This window comes from Acidithiobacillus ferriphilus (assembly GCF_018854775.1).
Taxonomy (GTDB): Bacteria; Pseudomonadota; Gammaproteobacteria; order Acidithiobacillales; family Acidithiobacillaceae; genus Acidithiobacillus; species Acidithiobacillus ferriphilus.
The window spans coordinates 1-19,672 of record NZ_JAAZTY010000025.1 but is presented as its reverse complement, the minus strand read 5'-3'; the positions used below and the strand labels follow the sequence as shown (position 1 = coordinate 19,672).

Annotated in this window: 18 protein-coding genes; all 18 read right to left on the bottom strand. The window is 57.2% G+C overall.

What is annotated here, in order from left to right:
• A partial coding sequence (gene dnaE, locus HF921_RS02085) for a DNA polymerase III subunit alpha (protein WP_215893221.1) occupies positions 1–3,365 on the bottom strand: 3,365 nt, incomplete at its 3' end.
• A complete protein-coding gene (locus tag HF921_RS02080; RefSeq protein ID WP_215850342.1) occupies positions 3,362–3,955 on the bottom strand; it encodes a ribonuclease HII in 594 nt (197 codons plus the stop codon). The genes HF921_RS02080 and dnaE, both read right to left, overlap by 4 nt.
• Positions 3,956–3,968: 13 nt before the next feature.
• The gene (gene lpxB / locus HF921_RS02075) at positions 3,969–5,096 is read right to left on the bottom strand and encodes a lipid-A-disaccharide synthase (RefSeq protein WP_215893220.1); all 1,128 of its coding nucleotides are present in this window, start codon (positions 5,094–5,096) and stop codon (positions 3,969–3,971) included.
• A 4-nt stretch (positions 5,097–5,100) separates the two neighbouring features.
• Positions 5,101–6,210, bottom strand: a complete 1,110-nt coding sequence (locus tag HF921_RS02070) for a DegT/DnrJ/EryC1/StrS family aminotransferase (protein WP_064219706.1) — start codon at positions 6,208–6,210, stop codon at positions 5,101–5,103.
• Positions 6,211–6,254: 44 nt separating this feature from the next.
• Positions 6,255–7,196: a Gfo/Idh/MocA family protein gene (locus HF921_RS02065; protein ID WP_215893219.1), complete on the bottom strand. Its 942-nt coding sequence runs from the start codon at positions 7,194–7,196 to the stop codon at positions 6,255–6,257.
• Positions 7,193–7,975, bottom strand: coding sequence for an acyl-ACP--UDP-N-acetylglucosamine O-acyltransferase (gene lpxA / locus HF921_RS02060; protein ID WP_064219708.1), 783 nt, complete (start codon positions 7,973–7,975; stop codon positions 7,193–7,195). Before lpxA ends, HF921_RS02065 begins: the two co-directional genes overlap by 4 nt.
• The gene (fabZ, locus tag HF921_RS02055; protein ID WP_064219709.1) at positions 7,972–8,418 is read right to left on the bottom strand and encodes a 3-hydroxyacyl-ACP dehydratase FabZ; all 447 of its coding nucleotides are present in this window, start codon (positions 8,416–8,418) and stop codon (positions 7,972–7,974) included. Before fabZ ends, lpxA begins: the two co-directional genes overlap by 4 nt.
• Positions 8,411–9,472 (bottom strand): UDP-3-O-(3-hydroxymyristoyl)glucosamine N-acyltransferase, encoded by a 1,062-nt coding sequence (gene lpxD / locus HF921_RS02050; protein ID WP_215892432.1) that lies wholly within the window; start codon positions 9,470–9,472, stop codon positions 8,411–8,413. Before lpxD ends, fabZ begins: the two co-directional genes overlap by 8 nt.
• 1 nt (position 9,473) lies before the next feature.
• Entirely contained in the window at positions 9,474–10,010 is a 537-nt protein-coding gene (locus HF921_RS02045) for an OmpH family outer membrane protein (RefSeq protein WP_064219711.1), read from the bottom strand.
• Between the two features lie 17 nt (positions 10,011–10,027).
• Positions 10,028–12,373 carry an outer membrane protein assembly factor BamA gene (gene bamA, locus HF921_RS02040; protein ID WP_215893218.1) on the bottom strand — a complete coding sequence of 782 codons (2,346 nt, stop codon included), beginning with the start codon at positions 12,371–12,373 and terminating at the stop codon, positions 10,028–10,030.
• Positions 12,370–13,731, bottom strand: a complete 1,362-nt coding sequence (rseP, locus tag HF921_RS02035; protein WP_215893217.1) for an RIP metalloprotease RseP — start codon at positions 13,729–13,731, stop codon at positions 12,370–12,372. Before rseP ends, bamA begins: the two co-directional genes overlap by 4 nt.
• Positions 13,732–13,746: 15 nt before the next feature.
• Positions 13,747–14,922, bottom strand: a complete 1,176-nt coding sequence (ispC, locus tag HF921_RS02030) for a 1-deoxy-D-xylulose-5-phosphate reductoisomerase (protein ID WP_215893216.1) — start codon at positions 14,920–14,922, stop codon at positions 13,747–13,749.
• Complete coding sequence (locus HF921_RS02025; RefSeq protein WP_064219715.1) at positions 14,919–15,731, bottom strand: phosphatidate cytidylyltransferase; 813 nt, start codon at positions 15,729–15,731, stop codon at positions 14,919–14,921. The genes ispC and HF921_RS02025 overlap by 4 nt, the downstream gene beginning before the upstream one ends.
• Complete coding sequence (uppS, locus tag HF921_RS02020) at positions 15,713–16,474, bottom strand: polyprenyl diphosphate synthase (RefSeq protein WP_064219716.1); 762 nt, start codon at positions 16,472–16,474, stop codon at positions 15,713–15,715. The genes HF921_RS02025 and uppS overlap by 19 nt, the downstream gene beginning before the upstream one ends.
• 3 nt (positions 16,475–16,477) lie before the next feature.
• Positions 16,478–17,038: a ribosome recycling factor gene (gene frr / locus HF921_RS02015; protein WP_014028711.1), complete on the bottom strand. Its 561-nt coding sequence runs from the start codon at positions 17,036–17,038 to the stop codon at positions 16,478–16,480.
• Positions 17,035–17,760, bottom strand: coding sequence for a UMP kinase (gene pyrH / locus HF921_RS02010; protein WP_064219717.1), 726 nt, complete (start codon positions 17,758–17,760; stop codon positions 17,035–17,037). Before pyrH ends, frr begins: the two co-directional genes overlap by 4 nt.
• Entirely contained in the window at positions 17,761–18,639 is an 879-nt protein-coding gene (gene tsf / locus HF921_RS02005; RefSeq protein ID WP_064219718.1) for a translation elongation factor Ts, read from the bottom strand.
• A 28-nt stretch (positions 18,640–18,667) separates the two neighbouring features.
• Positions 18,668–19,420, bottom strand: a complete 753-nt coding sequence (gene rpsB, locus HF921_RS02000) for a 30S ribosomal protein S2 (RefSeq protein ID WP_064219719.1) — start codon at positions 19,418–19,420, stop codon at positions 18,668–18,670.
• Positions 19,421–19,672 lie beyond the last annotated feature (252 nt).

Below are 19,672 nucleotides of genomic sequence, written 5' to 3'. Positions count from 1 at the left end.
CCCGCCGCGAAGCTCAGGCTCTCCGCCACCCGTAATTGCGCGACAATATCGGCACCGACGCGCAAACGCAGACGCAAAGCCGTTTGGCCAGGGTATTTACGGAGCACGGCAAGCAGGTCTTGGGGAGCCAATTCTGCAGCGATTTCCAGTTCCAGGGTCAGTTGCGTAGCCAATTCCTCACGCGCCCGCGCCGTATCCAGCACGCGCAGGGCACTGAGCCGCAAGCCACCAGAATAGCTGTCCTCGCCCACCTCCCCCAAAACCAGCACCGGCTCCTCACCCTCCCCGACTTTACCGGCCTGCGCCCAGACTTCGGCAAAAATGACCACCTCCAGCCGCCCCCGACCGTCGTCCAGGGTCAGGAAATATATACGATCACCACGCTTGGTCCGGGTGCTGCGCCGCGCCACCACCAACCCAGCCACCAGCACCGTGGTGCCACTGCAGATGTCGCCGAGAGGCACCGTTCCCAGTGCCGCCAGATCATCCCGCAGACTAGCCATAGGATGACCACTGAGATAAAAACCCAGGGTCTCCCGTTCCTGACGCAGGGTTTCGGTGAGGCTCCATGCTTCCGCCAGCACCGGCGGTGGCGCCACCGGCAATGCTTCCTGTCCGCTAAACAACGATTCCTGCTGACTTGCCCGATTGCTCTGAAACTGCGCCGCTGCTTCAATACAACTGTCCACGGAAGCAATCAGGCTGGCCCGCGACACACCCCAGTCATCCATAGCGCCGGCACGAATCAACGCTTCCAGGGCACGGCGATTGATTTTCTGGGTATCCACCCGGCAGAGCAGATCGAAAAGATTCAAGAAGGGCCCTTCTCTACGAGCGTCGAGAATCGCCTGAATGGCGGCCCGCCCCAAACCTTTAATGGCTCCCAGACCAAAGCGGATATCACCATCCCCCTCCGGTCGGAACTCCAATACCCCCTGCTGAACGCTCGGCGGAACAATCCGTAGCCCCATACGGGTACACTCGGCAAGCATCGCCACGACCTTGTCGGTATGGTCCATATCCGCGGTCAACACAGCCGCCATAAAAAATTGTGGATAGTGCGCCTTCAGGTAAGCCGTCTGATAGGACACCAGAGCATAGGCTGCCGAGTGCGACTTGTTGAAACCGTACTCGGCAAACTTTTCCATGAGGTCGAAGATCGCCCCGGCCTGGTCCGCTGCCAGACCATTTTTGTGAGCCCCCGCCAGGAAAATAGCGCGCTGCTTGGCCATTTCCTCCGGTTTTTTCTTGCCCATGGCCCGCCGCAGCAAATCGGCGCCGCCGAGGGAATAACCCGCCAGCGTCTGTGCGGATTGCATGACCTGTTCCTGATAAACAATCACCCCATAGGTTTCATCGAGAATCGGCGCCAGGTCGGGATGCAGAAAAGTTACCTGCGCCTTGCCATGTTTACGGGCGATGAAGTCATCGACCATGCCTGACTGCAGTGGTCCGGGCCGGAACAAGGCGACGAGGGCAACGATATCTTCAAAGGTATCAGGCTGCAGACGCCGCACCAGATCACGCATGCCAGACGACTCCAGTTGGAAGACCGCCGCCGTCTCGGTGGATTTGAGCAAGGCAAAAGTCGCCGCATCGTCTAAAGGTAATTGCTGAATATTCACTGGTGCGCGCCCCGTCGCCGGCGCATCGGCATTGATGAGCTTGATCGCCATATCAATGATGGTCAGGGTGCGCAACCCGAGAAAGTCGAACTTTACCAGTCCCATCTTCTCCACATCATCCTTATCGAGCTGGGTGACGTTACCCCCCCCTTCGGAACCGTCGTTAAAGAGCGGCAGGCGGTCGGCCAGCGGTTCCGGGGAAATCACCACGCCACCCGCATGGGTAGAGGCGTGGCGTGGCAAGCCCTCCAGGCGCAGAGCGATGTCCAACAAGTCACGGACATCGTCTTCCTCGGTCTGGCGGCGGCGCAGTTCCTCGGACTCCTCCAGGGCCTTCGCCAGGGTCATACCCAGATCGCCCGGCACCAACTTAGCCAATTGGTCGACAAAGCCGTAAGGCAAACCCAGCACCCGGCCGACATCACGTACCACCGCCCGCGCCTTCATCGTCCCGAAGGTAATGATCTGGCCGACCCGATCGCGACCGTATTTGTCGGCCACATACTGAATCACGCGGTCACGCTGATCCATGCAGAAATCCACGTCGAAATCAGGCATGGAAACACGCTCGGGGTTGAGAAAGCGTTCGAACAACAGGCCATTGCCAATGGGATCGAGATCGGTGATCCGCAGTGCATAGGCCACCAGCGATCCGGCACCGGAGCCACGCCCCGGCCCTACCGGGACGCCATTATTTTTTGCCCACTGTATGAAATCCGCGACGATGAGAAAATAACCGGGGAAGCCCATCTGCTGAATGACGCTGACCTCACGCAACAGGCGTTCATGATAAGGCAGCGTGGCGTCGCCGGTGATATGCAGTTCCTGCAAACGTTCCTGTAGACCTTTTTGCGCCGCATCATGCAAATATTCATCTACGGACTGACCGGCAGGAATGGGGTAGTCCGGGAGCGCATACTGGCCTAACACCAACTCCATATTACAGCGTCGCGCGATTTCGATGGTGTTGTCGCAAGCTTCCGGCAGGTCCGCAAAACGCTCTCGCATTTCTTCGGGGTCTGGCAGACGGTGCTCCGGCGTAAAACGGCGGGGACGGCGTGGGTCATCCAGGGTAAAGCCCGCAGAAATACACTGCCGCGCATCGAAGGCCGCAAAGTCCGCCGCATCCAGAAAGTGTGCATTGTTGGTGGCCACCAGTGGTAAATCCAATTTTCCTGCGAGCAGCACCGTGGCCTGTACCAGCGCCTCCTGCCCAATCTCGCCATTGCGCTGCACTTCCAGATAAAAACGTTCGGGGAAAAGCTTTGCGTAGTATCGTGCTCGGTCTTCCGCCTGCTGGGGATTGCGCTGCAGGGCACGCCCGATTTCCCCCTGGCCTGCCGCAGACAGCGCGATGAGACCGTCACTCGCACCTTCCAGCCATACCGCGTCGATCTGTGGACGTCCGTGGCGACTACCCTCCAGGTAAGCCCGACTGAGCAAGCGGCTGAGGTTGCCGTAGCCGGTTTTATTCATACACAGCAGGATCAGGCCGGCGGGCCGATCCAAATCTGCCGCATCATGCACCCAGATTTCACTGCCAATCAGGGGCTTGACACCCAGACTCCGGGCCGCGTTGTAGAATTTGACCAGGGCGAAGAGATTGCCATGATCGGTGATCGCTACGGCCGACATGCCCCGCTCCGCACAGCGCCTGACCAGCGCCTTCACCGGAATAATGCCATCCTCCAAGGAATATTCAGAGTGTACGTGCAAATGGACAAAGCGGGGGGTACTCATTGCACCGCTGCCCAAGCCCGATCCACAGGAGCGAAACCACGCCGGTGCAGGACCGAGGGTCCACAGCGCCGCAGGGCCGCCAAGTGCACCACAGTGCCATAACCCATATGTCGCGCCAATCCGTATTGGGGATAATACCTGTCGAGCAAGAGCATCTCCTCATCCCGCGCTACTTTGGCCAGAATACCCGCGGCAGCGATCGCATCCACCTGACCGTCGCCACCCACCCGCGTCTCTACCTGCCAACCGGGGGGTGACTGGTTGCCATCGACAATAATCCGCTGAGGTCGCCGGGGCAGGCCCGCAACCGCCCGGGCCATGGCCCGCAAAGACGCCTGTAAAATATTGTAGCGTTCAATCTCCCAAACCGCAGCCCGGCTCACCGACCAGGCCAGGGCCTCGCTGCGGATACGGGCAGCCCAATGCGCCCGTGCCACTGCCGTCATTTTCTTGGAATCATTCAGGCCATGGAGGGGGGCGCGCAGAATCACCGCTGCCGCCACCACCGGACCGGCAAGCGGTCCCCGCCCCGCTTCATCCACTCCGGCACACTGGGGTCCCCAGTGTTCCAGGTCCGGTGCGTTTTTCATAGGACGACCGGCTTCACGTCAACATCTCGCGTAGTACCTGCTGCAATTGCTCCGGGGAATCGCCTTCCAGCAAACCGCGCAGTTTTTGCAATTCTGCCACCTGCACGGGGCCTGCCGGGCCCAAAAGTGCGGCTAGGGCATCCGCCACTTGCGCGGGCTCAAATGCCTCCTGGAGAAATTCCGGGTACACGGATTTTTTCAGCAGAACATTGGGCATGGCCACGAAGGGTGTCTTCACCAGCCTGCGGACAACAGCAAAGGTGAGTGCGTTCAAAATATAGACGACCACCGCCGGGCGCTGCATGAGTGCGGTTTCCAGGGTGGCGGTACCGGAGGCGACCAGCACCACATCGGCGGCCGCCAGCACAGTTTGAGTCTGGGCGACCGCCAGCCGTGCATCTTCCGGCCCGGCACCTTGTTTCCAGAGCCGCTCCCAGAGGGGGCGTAACTCCTCCCTGGCCAAGGCCACCAGAATTCGCAAATCCGGCATCTGTTCGCGCAAGCGGCGAGCCGTTTCGGCATAACGCAACACCAGTCGTTCCAGTTCACCACGCCGACTCCCGGGTAAAAGCGCAAGCACCTGGCCATCTGCCGCCATGTTCAGCGCCGCCCGCGCGCTTTCCCGATTGGGCACTGCTGCAGTCTGCGCCAACAGTGGATGTGCCAGCACATGCACCGGCACCCCCACCTGTGCATAAATGGGCACTTCAAAGGGAAAAAGCACCAGCATGTGGTCCACCACGCGCTTGATCTGATGAATCCGCTGCGAGCGCCAGGCCCAGATCTGGGGACCGACCACGTAGAGCACCCGAATGCCCAGATTTTTAGCCAGCTTGGCAATGTGCAGATTGAACGCCGGATGGTCGATCAGCACCACGCAATCCGGCCGTTCCGCCTGCAGATGCTGCCGAATCTGCCCATAGAGCCTGCGCAGGCGGCGGTAGTGCCGCAAGACTTCGACCAACCCTATCATCGCCAAGACTTCACCATCGGCAATATTCTGCACTCCCGCAGCCTGTAGGCGGGATCCAACCACCCCCGACCACTGTAGAGCGAGTCCGGCCTGCGCTGCATTCGCCATGATTTCCAGCCCGAGATTTTCGCCGGAACGCTCTACCGCGAGCATAAAGGCCTTGCCCAAGGTCCTAGCCGTGCAGGGTGCGACGGATCACGGTAGCAATCCTGGCAATCTGCTCTTCACGCAGTTCCGGGAACATGGGCAGCGAGAGCACCCGCTCCGCCAGACGCTCCGCCACCGGACAATGGGCTTGGGGCTGATGCGCAAACATCTTCTGCCGATGCCCCGGAATGGGATAGTAGATGGCACTGGCGATGCCCTCCGCATGCAATGCCGCTTTGACCGCATCCCGTGCATCCGATTGGATGGTAAACTGGTGGAAGACGTGGTGATAGCCCACCGGCACCGCAGGCAACTGTAGATCGAGACCCGCCAGATGTTCGGCGTACCACCCCGCCGCCTGCCGCCGTCCGGCGTTATAAGTCGCCAGATACGGGAACTTCGCCCGCAGAATCAGCGCCTGCATTTCGTCGAGGCGGCTATTATAGCCCAATACGTCGTGGTGGTAGGTTTGCCAGGAACCATGGTTGCGCAGTCCGCGCAGTTTACGTTCCAGTTCCGCATCCGCCGTCACCACCATTCCACCATCCCCGGCAGCACCGAGATTTTTACTGGGGAAGAAAGAAAAACAGCCGAGGTCGCCAAAACTTCCTACCCGCTGTCCGTTTATTTCGGCGCCAATGGCTTGGGCACAATCCTCAATGACCTGTAAACCATGTTTCTGAGCGAGCGCCATGATGGCAGGCATATCCGCAGGCAAGCCGTAGAGATGTACGGGGATGATCGCTTTGGTCCGCGGCGTAATCGCGGCCTCGATACCGGCAACGGTCATGGCGTAAAAACGATCATCCACATCCACAAAGATCGGCGTAGCACCCACATAAAGCACGGCTTCCGCAGTCGCAATGAACGTAAAGGCAGGGACGATCACTTCGTCGCCGGGACCAATCCCCAGGGCACGCAGAGCCAGCATCAGGGCATCCGTACCGGAAGCGCAGCCTACACCGTAAGCAACACCGGAGAGTCCCGCCACCTCCGCCTCCAGCGCACGTCCATGATTTCCCAGAATAAAGCTGGCCTCTTCCAGAATTTTCCCTATCCCCGTCAGAATCTCATCCCGGAGTGGCGCAAAGTGCGCGCGCAAATCGACCATGGGAATTGCTGTATTTTGCGTCATGCATCACCGTCCAAAAAACGTCAAGACCAGCACCAGTATGCCTCTCAGTGCTGTAGAAAAGCCTCCACGGCCACCCGCACCTGCAGCGCCGCCGCCAGCACCCGCCGACCCGCGATGCCATCACAAAACACCGGCCGGTGCGTCACGATGGCATTCAGGAAATCCTCAATCTCCGCCGCCAGGGCATCCCGTTTGGGTAACTCCACGGCCTCATCACGCACACCGGGAATTCCCGGCACAGATCCCGCACCGCGATGGTAGATATGCAGGGTGTTGTTGAGAAAATCCACCGAGGCATAACGATCCTGCCAAAAAATACGCATGCGCCGTGCTGGTTCCCGCACTACCCGGGAGGCCGCCAGGTTGGCCACCGTGCCATTGTTCAGCGTCATCCAGGCGTTGGCCATATCCGCCTTGTCCGTCACTGCCGCGACACCCACAGCGCGCACGTCCACCGGCTCAGCACCGGTCAACAGCAATGTCAGATCCAGATCGTGAATCATCAGATCCATAATCACGTCGATATCCAGCGAGCGCGGCTTGAAGGGCGCCAGACGTTCCGCCTCGAGATAGCGAGGCGCTCCGTAACCCGCCTGGCGCAAATGCTGAATCGCCGGATGCACCCGTTTGATATGGCCGACGGCCAGCACCAAGTGACGTTCCTGCGCCATGCCGATCAGTGTATCCGCTTCTTCGGTATCCAGGGTAAAAGGTTTTTCGACCAGACAGTGCACACCTGCCTGCATGGCCGCTTCCGCCACAGCGAAGTGGGTGGAGGTGGGGGTGACAATGGACACCGCATCCACTTCGGCCAGTAACGCGCCGACACTGGAAAAAGCCTGGCAATCCAGCTCTGCCGCCACCTCTGCAGCGCGCTCGGCATTTTGATCAAAAATACCCACAAATTGCGAAAGCGCGGCATATTTCTGAGCGTGGAAAAGACCCAGATGACCCACGCCGATAACGCCGGTTCTCATGTTTTTCATGGCCGGGTAATTCCCCGCTTGCTGCTGCGGATAAAGTCCAGGAGATAAGCCACTTCAGGCGCGTTCAGACCACGTTGCAAGACTTCATCCATAGCACCTTCCAAACGTTGCCCAGAACGGAAGAGTAGGCGGTAAGCCCGCTTAATCTGTAGGATAGTCTCCCGGGAAATACCCCGCCGCGCGAGACCGCGAACGTTAATCCCATGCAATCTGGCATGGTTACCCGCCGCCATCATAAAGGGCGGAATATCTAGCGGAGCCATGGTACCGCCGCCGAGAATCGCATGTGCCCCTACCCGCGCATACTGATGTACTGCCGACAATCCGCCGAGGATGGCGTGATCTTCGACACTGACATGACCGGCGAGTGTTGCAGCATTGGCCATCACCACCTGATCGCCAATACAACAGTCATGCGCCACATGGCAGTAGGCCATGAGGAGATTGTGATTGCCAATCCGCGTGACCCCACCACCTTTCACGGTGCCGCGATTGATGGTGACAAACTCGCGTATCGTATTGTGCGAGCCGATTTCGAGCGCGGTAGGTTCACCCGTATAGCCAAGGTCCTGGGGAGCAGTGCCCACAGACGCAAATTGAAAGATATGGTTATGGGCCCCCAAGCGGCTAGGACCTTCAATGACTGTATGCGCACCGATCTGGCAGTGATTGCCGATCTCCACATCTGCACCAATGACCGCAAAAGGCCCGATTACGCAACCCTCGCCGATCCGTGCCAAGGGATCAACGATAGCTTGCGGATGAATCTGTGCAGTCATTGGGCATGCTCACGCAATGTGGCCAATAGCAACGCAGAGGCAACCTCCACCCCATTGACCAGTGCCATCGTTTCCATCTGCCACATACCGGAACGCCGGCGGCTTACATTGGCGATGAGTTCCAACTGATCACCCGGCGTCACCGGTTTGCGGAAACGTGCCTTATCGATCCCGGCAAAATAAACCGCCGCGTTATCGCCATACTTGTCTTCGGAGACAAAGGCGAGAAGCGCCGCAGCCTGGGCAAGCGCTTCAATGATGAGCACCCCCGGCATAACCGGAAATCCCGGGAAATGCCCTTGGAAATACGGTTCGTTCATGGTGACATTTTTCAAAGCGCGCAAACGCTTCCCTATCTCCATTTCAACCACCCGATCCACCAGCAAAAATGGATAGCGATGTGGCAAGCGTTTAAGAATATCCTGAATATTCAGCTCATTCACGATCAGATGGCTCCCCGTTTGTAGATAAATCCTGCCCGGCTTCACGCTCGATTCGCTGCACCCGACGGAACAGTGCGTCCAGCCCGTTGAGACGCGCGACGATCCGTCTCCAGCGGTTCACTTCCTGTGCGGGGATCACCCCCGAATAAACACCAGGACGATGCAAGGAATGCGTCACCGCGCTCTGTCCGGCAATCACACAGCCATCGGTAATTTCTATGTGACCGGTAATCCCCACCTGACCACCAATGCGGCAATGACGGCCAACCCGCGTACTTCCCGCGATACCAGTCTGTCCGGCGATAACCGTATGCGCACCGATCTGGACGTTGTGCCCGATCTGCACCAGATTATCTATCTTTACCCCGTCTTCAATCACCGTGTCGGCCAACGCGCCACGGTCAACGCAAGAGTTGGCACCAATCTCCACGTCATTTCCAATGAGCACACGACCCACCTGCGGTATCTTCAGAAATCGGCCATCCGCCTCGGCAAAACCAAAACCATCGGCACCGATCACCGCACCCGCATGGAGGATGCAATCGGCGCCCAACTTGCAGCCCGCATAAATTTTAACACCGGGGTAAAGATGTGACCCCCTCCCAACCGCCACGCCCGCACCAATAAAGGTGCCGGCCTCCAGCCAAACACCCGCGGCGATCACCGCTCCGGCCTCTATCTGCACGTAGGCATCTATGCGGGCACCGGGATCCACCTGCGCATCTCGCGCCAGTTGCGCCGTATGGTGCAGCCCAGGCTGAAGGGTGTCCTGCGGATAGATGTGCTGCATGATCCGCGCAAACGCCGCATAGGGATTGTCCGTCAACAGGCAGTTGCCGACAAAATCCTCCGCATCCTGCGGAGTAATTACCACTGCTCCCGCTCTACTCGCTTTTAACAGACTTCGCAAATGCGGGTCCTGATAAAAAGTAAGGTCCGCACTGCTGGCCGTATTGAGAGGCGCCACAGCACTAATCTGGTATCCAGCGTCGCCACGCAATTGAGCGCCAGCTACCCGTGCAAGATCACCGAGGAGATACAAGCCATGCGCCACGCTATTTACCACCCTTCACTTTATCAGAAGGAGGTTTGGCCGCCATCGCCGCCACCACCTGCGAGGTAATATCAATGGCGCCATTCACATAAAGCACAGACTTATCATTGAGGATAACCGTATAGTGCCCGGCACGCCCAATTCTGCTCACCACTTTGACCAGTTGATCCTGTATGTTTTTCAGAATCTGATTACGTTGATAGTTTAAACCATCCTGGGCCTGCCGCTGGAACTGCTGAAAATTGAGGATCATATTTTGCAATCGTGCCTCTCGTTCCTGCCTTTGCGCATTGGTCAGATGCGGAAAATCTCTTTCCAAGGTCTTTTGAAAGGTGTTGACCTGTTGGCGTTTCGCCTCGATTTCCTTCTGCTTAGCCGCTATCTGTTTGTTGAGGCTGGTCGCGCCTGCCTGCGCCTCGGGCAGTTCGCGCAATGCGCGATCGAGATCCACAAAGCCGATCTTCAGTGGGGCTGCCCACGCTACCGCCGAAGTCAGCATCAACAGGAGAACGACCCCAATGCGCAGTTGCCAATTCATATCCTAACGCCACACTATCAAAAATTATTACCCACGGTGAACTGCAAAGGCTGGGTCAAATCGTTCGGATGCCTATTGAGTGGTACGGCGAGAGACAGGCGCAGAGGTCCCATCGGGCTGATCCACAGGAAACCGACACCCACCGTCGTCCGCATTTGGCCCAAACTCGGGAAATACTGATTGTTGTATGAGTAGTTATTTCCACTGGCATCCGAGTTAACACCATAAACCCATCCGCTGGCCGCAAACAGAGACATCCGGAAATTATTATTATCTGCGAGACCCGGAAGCGGGAAATACAGGCTGGCATTAAACAGCAACTCGCGAGTGCCGCCTACGGGGTAGCCACCCACTTGTGGTCCCAACGAATAGGTCTGGTAACCCGGCAAGGTGGTCGGACCGCCCATATAGTAGTTATTAAAGAATGGCACACTTAACCCGCCATAGCCGTTGATAAAGCCATAGCGCCCACTCAATCCACCCGTCAGCCAGGAAGTAATGGGATGATAATAGTCCGCTTTAATCTCCGCCTTATACCAGCGCAGTTTCGCGGGGGGTACCGCAGCCTTCAGCGCCAGACTTCCGTAGAAACCTTTGGTGGGAAATATCGGTGAATTCCGGCTGTCAAAAGTCAGGGCATTTCCAACCGTCAGCGCTGTGGCTGTGTTACCAAATGTCTGGACATATTGGGAGTAAATTGCTGGCGGATTAGCAAAGAGATTAATTGTCGTATTACTGAAACCCAACGACATATAATCATAGATATACTGCATCACTGGAATACCCAGCGTGGCAGTTCCGCCGTAATCAATTTCCTGATAAGGGGCTACGGACAGAATGGAAAGATTGGTGTTGTTCCGATATAGGCTGAAGCCGAGACTGATGCCGTCCGGCGTAACATACGGGTCTGTAAAGGAGAGATTGTACGCCGTCCCCAAACCACCCACATTCGCCGAGAAAGACAGCGCGTTACCCGTACCCATAAAATTGTTTTGACTGATCGAACCATTGAACAGGATACCCTGGGCATTGGAGTAACCAACACCAATACTAAAACTACCCGTCGGCCTTTCACTCACATCGACATCCAGATCCAATTGATCAGGATGCCCCGGAACGGGTACGGTTTTGGTGTTGATCTTGTCGTAAAAACCGGTCTGCTGCAGACGCAGCTTGGAGCGCCGGATCAGCGCGCCGTCATAAAGCGCGCCTTCCATCTGCCGGAATTGACGCCGAACCACATAGTCCCGGCTTTTGTCATTACCAGTGATTTCAATGCGGCGTATATAGACCTTACGACCTGGGTTCACCTCAAAATTCAGAGCCACTTCGTGGGTTTTTGCGTCCACTTTGGGCACTGGCGTGGTATTGGCGAAAGCGTAGCCCAGGTTTCCCAGCTTTTCCGCAATGGCACTATTGGTGTCATTGATCTTGGCTCGGGAAAACACGTCGCCCGCCCGGATCTCCATCAGTTTTTCGAGTTCCGGCTTTGGCACGACCAAATCACCACTCAGATGCACCGACTGGATATGATAGAGACTCCCTTCATGCACATTGACCGTGATATACACAAAGCGCCGATCCGGCGTTACCTGCACCTGACTCGATTCGACATCAAAATTCAGATAACCCCGATCCAGATAATAATTGTGGAGTTTCTCCAGGCCTTTCATAAGTTTTTCACGGGAATAACGATTGTTTTTGCTAAAGAAGGAAAACGCATCCGGCGCGCCGATGCTGAAAAGGCCGCGCAGACGGCTTTCACTGAAGGCATGATTACCGACAATGGTCACCTGCTTGATGGTCGCCTGCTCGCCTTCCTTTGCGTCAATATGGATGGCCACCCGATTGCGCGGCAGCTTTATTACTCGCGCATGAATCTTGGCATTGTAATAGCCCATGCCTTCATACTGTTCCTGCAGACCATGCACCACCTGATCAAGAATCGAGCGATTGAAGATATGCCTTTCCACCAGACCGACACCTTTGAGCGTGCCATTCACCTCGCTCTTGGAAAAGGCCTTGATACCCTCCATCTTGATGCTGGAAATGATGGGCCGCTCCTGCACGATGACCAGAAGATTGTCGTCAGAACGGGCAATGGTCACATCCTTGAAGAATCCCGTGGAATAGAGATCCTTGATGGCCTGCTGCGCCTTCTGGTCATCCACCTGCTCGCCGATATGGATAGGCAGGTAGTTGTAGACCGTACCTGGCGCGATATGCTCCAGACCACGAATTTCTATATTCTTGACCGTGAAGGGCGTAAATGCCCAGGCTGGTGCCGCCCAAACGACGCTAACACAAGCCACACTCGCGGCGAGAAAAACGGGGGATGCCGAACTGAGGCTGAATTTTTTCACGGTGTCAACAATCTCATAATATCATTGTAGAAGGCGAAGGACATAAGCATCAGAAGCAGCACTATACCGATCTGCTGCGCTTTTTGCACCACCACCGCAGGAAGTGCTTTGCCACGCACCATCTCCACGGCGTAAAACACCAGATGGCCCCCATCCAGAATCGGAATGGGTAGAAGATTAAGTACCCCCAGGCTGATACTAATCAGCCCGAGAAAAGACAAAAATGGCGCCAGACCAGCTTGCGCCGACTGCCCGGCAAACTCCGCGATGGCAAGCGGACCACTGATATTATCCGGGGATACAAAACCCTGCACCATACGCATGATCATCTCCACGGTCATACGCGACATTTGCCACGTGGTTCGCACCCCATAGATCAAGCCCTCCAGGGGACCTCGCTCGCGCAGGACGATCAGATTTTTGGGGAGAGGTGCCATGATGATGCCGATACGGCCTATCGGCTTTCCGGCCTTGTCGAGAAACATCTGTGGGGTGAGACTTACGGCTTTTGCGAGTCCTTGCGCCGTCACATAACGCAGCTGAATCACTTTATCGGGGTGCGATTCGACATACCGGGCCAAGCCCTCCCAGCCGGAGACCCTGTGACCATCGATGGCAACTATGCGGTCTCCTGCCCGCAAGCCGGCCAGCTGGGCCGGGCCATGCGGCTCTACAGCACCGATGACAGCGGGCAGGTAAGGTTCCATCCCGATGACTTTACTGATAAAGCCTGGCCCTACAGCATCAGCGGTAAGCGTCTGCAGAGGCAGCATGTGGATCATCACTCGAGCACCGTCACCGCGCGTCGTCTGCAAGGTCACCGGAGTGCGTGCAATCGCCGCGGAGAGGAGCCTCATGCGCACATCCTCCCAGGTATAGACACGCCGCCCATCGATCATCGCTATACGTTCCCCCGGCTGCAATTGCGCCTGAGCCGCAAGAGAATGGTCCTGAACCAGACCAACGATGGGTGCCAATCCCGGGATACCGAGCCACGCCACCCCCGCATAAGCCACGACCGCAAACAAGAGGTTAGCCAGCGGTCCCGCCAGGGCAATCAAAAAGCGTTTACCGGGCGGGAGCTTATCAAAGGCTCGTTTACGGTCTTCAACCGAGACCGGCTCACCCTCCTGTTCGCCGAGCATTTTGACGTAGCCACCCAGAGGAAGTGCGGCAATCACATACTCCGTCTGATCCCGTCCCCAACGGCGGCTGATCAGTGTCGGCCCAAAGCCGATGCTGAACTTGAGTATTTTGACACCCATGGATTTGGCGACCGCGAAATGACCCGATTCGTGGATCAGCACGAGGATACCGATAGCCAGAATAAAGGCTCCTATGGTCTCAAAAATCTGCATTTGTGCTCAGGAAAATCACTGCATACCCGACCTGTGCCGACGAAGATGGCGGACTGCGGCTTCCCGTGCGAGTTGATCAACGGTCAGCACAGCATCCAGATGATCGGGAGCGGCAGGCTGTAATTCGCTGAGCGTGTCTTCAACGACGGCTGCGATACGGGAAAACGGCAGGGTACCCTCCAGGAAGGCCTGTACCGCCATCTCATTAGCCGCATTGAGCACGGTCGCTGCGGCACCGCCAACCTTCAACGCATTGAACGCCAAAGCCAAACAGGGAAAACGCTGCAAGTCCGGCGCTTCGAACTGCAGGTCCGGCCCACGCGCCAGATCCAGCGATGAAACCCCGCTTTCCATGCGCTCCGGATAAGCCAGAGCATGGGCAATAGGGGTGCGCATATCGGGGTTACCCAGTTGCGCCAGCACGGAGCCATCCACGTACTCCACCATGGAATGGATGATGCTCTGCGGGTGGATCAATACATCAATCTGGGATGCCGGGAGATTAAAGAGCCAATGCGCTTCAATGACCTCCAACCCCTTGTTCATCATGGTCGCGGAGTCTACGGAAATTTTCCGGCCCATAACCCAGTTGGGATGGGCGCAGGCCTGATCCGGCGTTACCGCCGCCAGACGCTCGACAGGCCAGGCCCGAAAGGGTCCCCCGGAGGCGGTCAGCAGAATGCGGCGCACGCCTTTGCCTTCGGCAAAGCACTGGAATACAGCATTGTGCTCACTGTCGATGGGGAGCAGCGTCACCTGATGATGCCGCACCCGCTCCATGAACAGGCTACCCGCCATTACCAGGCATTCTTTGTTGGCCAGATAGACTTTTTTGCCAGACTCCACCGCCGCCAGGGTCGGTAACAAGCCGGCGGCGCCCACGATAGCCGCCATCACTTCATCGACACCTGGCATACGCGCTGCCTCTGCCAATGCCTCCCGACCGCTTTCCACACGGATATGCTTCAAACCCGCATCACGGAGGGCAACGCGCAACTGCTGCGCGGCCTCCGGAGCGGCCATCACCACCAGTTCAGGGTGATGCTGCTCACAGAGTGCCTGCATTGCAGCGACACGATGATTACCGGTAAGCGCAACGATCCGGAATTGATCGGGGTGGCGCGATACCACATCCAGGGTGCTCTTGCCGATGGAGCCTGTAGCCCCGAGTATGCAGATGCCGCGTGTCATTTCCACCAACCCAGATAATAAAGCCCGGCTACAAACACCGGAATACCCGCACTCATGCTGTCCAAGCGATCCAGCAAGCCACCGTGTCCTGGCAACAACTGGCCACTATCTTTGCAATTGGCGCGGCGTTTCAGAAAACTCTCGGCAAGATCGCCCAAGACCGCGAAGATGCCCGTAATCAAGCCCAAAACGGCGCCGGAACGAAGGCTCGAGACTGCCGCGCCTACCAACATCCAAGCGCCCAGTGTGCCCATAATGGCGCTGGCAAGCAAGCCGCCCAGCAAGCCCTCCCAAGTCTTGCCAGGGCTGATACGTGGCACTAATGGATGACGCCCCCAGATTTTACCAAAAATCATCGCACTCACGTCATCCACACTGATGATCAGAATCACCCATAACAAAAACCGTGGGGCACGTTGCTGGAGGGACAAACTGAACAGCAAGGCAGGCAAAAGCACAGGAAAGATCGCCATGGCGCTCACCGTGCGCTGCCAGGCCGCGGCCTCGGGTAACCGAGAAGGCCGCATCAGCATCAGCAACGCCGCAAGCAGTGCCCACCAGATCACGCTGCCCTGTGCCAACGCGGACCAGGGAAGATGCTGCGAGAAGATGAGCATCGGAAGCAGTGTCGCCAATATCAAGGCCAGTCCGTTTGGCCAGGCTATCAAACTGAGATGCCCCCACTCCTGTCCTGCCAGGAACGCCAGCAACATGAGAAAAACAAGAAAAACCCAATAAGGTGCCCAAAAAATCAGCACAAGAATCAGCAGGAATAATAGGGAGGCCGTAATCAGTCTCTGGCGAAGCAATCGCCCTCCAGCACCTGATCACCCGTACGTCCAAAGCGCCGTTGCCGATGTGCGAAAGAATGCAGGGCGTGCTCCAAAGCCGTACGGTCAAAATCCGGCCAAAGCGTATCACAAAAATAAAACTCGGTATAAGCCAACTGCCAAACCAGGAAATTGCTGATGCGCTCTTCGCCACCGGTACGAATCAGCAGATCGGGCTCGGCGATATCCGCCAGGCTGAGATATCGGGCAATATGTGCCTCAGAGAGGTCTTCGAGGGCGAATTCTCCCGCCTGTATTGCCGCCATGGCCGCGCATGCTGCCTGCGTAATATCCCAGCGTCCGCCATAATTCACCGCAAGATTGAGCTGGAGTCGCTTGTTGTTGCAGGTGAGCACCTCAGCCTCTTCGATGAGCTGCCGTATGTCACGCTCCAATGCACTGCGATCACCGATGATACACAGGCGAACGCCATTCTCATGGAGTTTACGGACTTCTCGCCGTAATAAAAGACGGAAGAGATTCATCAGCAAACGTACTTCGAGGGCTGGACGCCGCCAGTTTTCGGTGCTGAAGGCAAAAAGCGTCAGGTAAGGAATACCGATATCCACGCAGGACTGCACCATTTCCCGCACCACTTCCGCACCGCGCCGATGGCCGGCCACCCGCGGCAAACACTGGCGGTGAGCCCAGCGACCGTTGCCATCCATAATGACGGCAACATGACGTGGCAAAGCGAGCACGGTTTCATCAGCGCAAGGCATGAGTCAGACCTCCATGAGGTCAGCTTCCTTGGCCTCCACTACCGCGTCCACCTCATCGATAAAACGGTCCGTCAGTTTCTGAAATTCTTCCTCGGCGCGCCGTGCTTCGTCTTCCGAAATAGTTTTCTGCTTGTGCAGTTCTTTGACCTGAGAAATGCCGTCGCGACGAATATTGCGAATGGCTACACGCGCCCCCTCACCCTCCTGCCGAACCACTTTGACCATTTCCTTGCGGCGTTCTTCGGAGAGTGCGGGCAGTGGAACCCGCACATTATCCGAACCCGCCACCGGATTCAGCCCTAGGCCAGCGTCACGGATCGCCTTATCAATCTTGGGAATCAGATTTTTTTCCCACGGCGTGACCAGCAGCGACCGAGCATCGGCGACCGAAACCGAAGCAACCTGCGCCAAGGGTGTCGGTGACCCATAATAGTCCAATTGCACATGGTCAAGCAGGCCGGCACTGGCCCGGCCCGTCCGCAGTCGGGTGAGTTCCCCCTTCAGGGACTCGATGCTCTTCTTCATCCGGGTTTCGGAATCTTTTTTAATCTCTTGAATACTCATGCAATCTCTCTGCGCACGGAAGTGCCTTCCTCTTCACCCAGCATCACCCGCATCAAAGCGCCGGATTTATTGATGGAAAAAACGATGATCGGCATGTCGTTATCACGGCAAAGGGTGATGGCCGTTGCATCCATAACCTGCAGATTCTGCTCTAACACCTGGCCATAGGACAGTTCCCGGTAGCGCATGGCCTCAGGGTGAGTAACCGGATCATCGGTATACACGCCATCGACCTTCGTTCCCTTGAGCACCACCTCGGCATTGATCTCCACGGCACGCAGACTGGCCGCCGTATCGGTAGTGAAAAAGGGATTACCGGTACCGGCACCAAAAATCACGACTCGCCCCTTCTCCAGATGACGAATGGCCCGCCGCCGGATATAAGGCTCCGCCACTTGCTCAATATGCAACGCCGACAACACCCGGGTTGGCAAACCCAGATGTTCCAGGGCATCCTGCACGGCAAGCGCGTTCATGACCGTCGCCAGCATGCCCATATAGTCGGCGGTGGCGCGGTCCATGCCTTCAGCCGCCTTGGCCATGCCCCGGAAAATATTGCCACCACCAATCACGATGGCAATCTGTACTCCGGTATCAGAGACGTCCTTGATTTCCCGTGCCATACGCTGCACAACCTCACGGTCCACACCATACTGACCGTCGCCCATGAGTGCCTCCCCGCTCAGCTTGAGGAGAATGCGGGAGTACAAGGGCGCTGTCATTCAGGACCCCCGGACTTGCGCCATAACCTCGGTGGCAAAATCCGTGGCGGGGGCCTTCTCGATCCCTTCACCCACCTCGAAACGCACAAACTCCAGCACTTCGACACCTGGGAAACCCTGCACCAGTTGACCGACGCTGCGGTCGGGATCTTTGACGAAAGGCTGTCCGGTGAGCGCGATTTCATTGAGCAGTTTATTCAGACGTCCAGAGATCATCTTCTCAATAATGTCAGCAGGCTTACCACTGTCTGCCGCCTGGGCAATGAGAATGTCCTTCTCACGGGCCAGACGCTCGGGAGAAACCTGACTGGGGTGGATCACCTCGGGACGAGCTGCCGCCACATGCATGGCCACATCACGACCGAGTTCGCTGGTAGCTGCCTGACCTTCCAAGGCTACAAGCACACCGATGCGGCTGCCATGAACATAGGCACCGATCACACCCTCCTCGACCTGCAGATGTTGCAGACGGCGCAAACTGATGTTCTCGCCAAGCTTGCTGACCAATCCCTTGCGACGCTCTTCCACACCCGCATCGGTCAGTAAGGCATCCGCCTCCTTGAATCCATGCGCCAAAGCCTGGTCGGCGCAATCCTTCGCCAGGGCCAGGAAATCTTCATTTTTGGCCACAAAATCGGTTTCACAGTTCACTTCGAGCACGATGCCCCGTTTTTGGTCGCTACTAAGGGCCACGACGATGACCCCCTCCGCAGCGACCCGACCCGCCTTTTTATCGGCCTTGGCCAGACCGCGCGCGCGCAGGAGGTCGATAGCGGCCTCCAAATCACCATCGGCTTCGGTCAGCACCGTTTTACATTCCATCATGCCAGCGCCGGTGCGCTCGCGTAGTTCTTTGACCTGTTGTGCACTGATAGCCATGAAAGCTCCTTAGATTCTGGTGAATGCTCTAGTCGGCGCCGATTTCGATCGTTTCTTCGTCCACCTCAACAAATTCGTCGAGCAGCGCAGATTCACCACCCTGACGACCATCGAGAACGGCATCGGCCACCAGCGAGGCATACAGACGAATGGCGCGGGTGGCGTCGTCATTACCGGGGATGGGATAGTCGATAAGCAGTGGATCACAGTTGCTGTCCACCACGCCGATCACCGGGATACCCAACTTTCGAGCTTCCAACACGGCAATATTTTCATGACCGACATCAATCACAAAAATAGCGTCCGGCAGACCGTTCATGTCTTTGATACCGCCGAGGCTACGCTCCAGCTTGTCGCGCTCGCGGGTCAGGGTGAGCGCTTCCTTCTTGGTCAGCTTTTCCATGGTGCCGTCGGCGGCCATCTGATCCAGTTCGTCAAGGCGGCGAATCGATTGACGGATGGTCTTAAAATTCGTCAGGGTACCACCTAACCAGCGCTGATTGACAAAGAAGGCGTTGCTGCGGCGGGCCTCCTGCTCGACCGCCTCGCGTGCCTGGCGCTTGGTGCCGACGAAAAGGATACGGCCATGCTTGCGGGAAATCTGCTCAACAAAGCTCAGCGCGGTGCGCAGCATCGGCAGGGTATGCTCAAGGTTGATAATGTGAATGCGGTTACGCTCACCAAAGAGATACGGCGCCATCTTCGGATGCCAGTAACGGGATTGATGACCAAAGTGGACGCCAGCTTCCAATAGGGCGCGCATGGTTACATTGCTGCTCATAAGGGTTTCTCCAGTTTTCAAGGGTTATGATCCGCCACACACCTCAAGCAGCCATCCTCGCGGACACCCAGCTGACCTGGATCGGTGTGTGTGAGTATTTAGGCCGAAGCCCAGCGCTTTTTAGCATAAAACCGGGCTCTCTAGCAAATCGCCATGCAGTTCAGCGCATGCGGTGCCCGTCTTACCCGCCATGATGTGGCCACAGCACGTTATTCACCATGCCGATGCCACCACCAATACCCCCCCACCCCC

Excerpts from the sequence above, each read along its gene's own strand:
- pyrH (WP_064219717.1), bottom strand. The coding sequence starts at position 17,760 with ATGACAGCGCCCTTGTACTCCCGCATTCTCCTCAAGCTGAGCGGGGAG.
- ispC (WP_215893216.1), bottom strand. The coding sequence starts at position 14,922 with ATGACACGCGGCATCTGCATACTCGGGGCTACAGGCTCCATCGGCAAG.
- HF921_RS02080 (WP_215850342.1), bottom strand. The coding sequence starts at position 3,955 with ATGAAAAACGCACCGGACCTGGAACACTGGGGACCCCAGTGTGCCGGA.
- frr (WP_014028711.1), bottom strand. The coding sequence starts at position 17,038 with ATGAGTATTCAAGAGATTAAAAAAGATTCCGAAACCCGGATGAAGAAG.
- HF921_RS02045 (WP_064219711.1), bottom strand. The coding sequence starts at position 10,010 with ATGAATTGGCAACTGCGCATTGGGGTCGTTCTCCTGTTGATGCTGACT.
- rseP (WP_215893217.1), bottom strand. The coding sequence starts at position 13,731 with ATGCAGATTTTTGAGACCATAGGAGCCTTTATTCTGGCTATCGGTATC.
- rpsB (WP_064219719.1), bottom strand. The coding sequence starts at position 19,420 with ATGAGCAGCAATGTAACCATGCGCGCCCTATTGGAAGCTGGCGTCCAC.
- tsf (WP_064219718.1), bottom strand. The coding sequence starts at position 18,639 with ATGGCTATCAGTGCACAACAGGTCAAAGAACTACGCGAGCGCACCGGC.
- HF921_RS02070 (WP_064219706.1), bottom strand. The coding sequence starts at position 6,210 with ATGACGCAAAATACAGCAATTCCCATGGTCGATTTGCGCGCGCACTTT.
- lpxA (WP_064219708.1), bottom strand. The coding sequence starts at position 7,975 with ATGACTGCACAGATTCATCCGCAAGCTATCGTTGATCCCTTGGCACGG.
- uppS (WP_064219716.1), bottom strand. The coding sequence starts at position 16,474 with ATGCCTTGCGCTGATGAAACCGTGCTCGCTTTGCCACGTCATGTTGCC.
- HF921_RS02065 (WP_215893219.1), bottom strand. The coding sequence starts at position 7,196 with ATGAAAAACATGAGAACCGGCGTTATCGGCGTGGGTCATCTGGGTCTT.